We start from the raw sequence: 761 nt of genomic DNA on the forward strand, positions 1-761 counted from the left end.
CCCGGAATCACCCCGACCGACACCTCGGGCAGCCCCACCACGGCCGTACGGTCCGCCACGATCACATCGCACGACAAGGCCAGCTCGAAACCGCCGCCCAGCGCGAATCCGTGCACCGCCGCGATCGTCGGCACCGCCAGCTCCAGCACCCCCGTGTAGGCCCCCCGCGCCACGGGCCGCTGCCGCACAAGATCGGCGTCACTGAAGGAGTTCCGCTCCTTCAGATCCGCCCCGACGCAGAACGCCCGCTCATGGGTCGAGGTCAGCACCACCACCCGTACGTCCCGGTCCGCGCCCAGCGCCGCACACGCCCCCGCGATCGAGCGGGCCATGTCCGTCGACACGGCGTTCATGGCCTTCGGCCGGTCGAGGGCGAGCTCCGCGACATGCCCCTCCCCGTGCCGCCTCACCAGCACGAACTCCCCGTATCGCTCCTCGCTCATGACACCCTCCGGTTAACGCGGGTTAACAACGTTCACCCCGATCATCGCAGCCGGGCCCCGCCGGGGAAAGAGCCACAAGCGGCCCCCGAGTCGAGCCCCGACACCCCGTTCGAGTGACATCCCGCCCAACTCCCGCCGTACCGCCGACGACAGCGCATAGCGTGCGCGAGCCACGGCGCATCGGGGGCGCGAGCGGGCGGGGAGGGGTTGTGATGAGCGGGACGACGAGAACAGCGACGGAAACCGGGACGGAGACCGTGCCGGTCGGCGAGGACGCGCAGACCACCGCCCGCCTCTTCGGCCCCCGCGGCCGCCACC

General features: G+C 71.7%; 1 protein-coding gene. It reads right to left on the minus strand.

The features are described from left to right. On the minus strand, positions 1-443 hold a 443-nt coding region (locus L0P92_RS44770; protein WP_234768855.1), incomplete at its 3' end, for an enoyl-CoA hydratase/isomerase family protein. Between the last annotated feature and the right edge of the window lie 318 nt (positions 444-761).

This window comes from Streptomyces muensis (genome assembly GCF_021474425.1).
GTDB lineage: Bacteria > Actinomycetota > Actinomycetes > Streptomycetales > Streptomycetaceae > Streptomyces > Streptomyces muensis.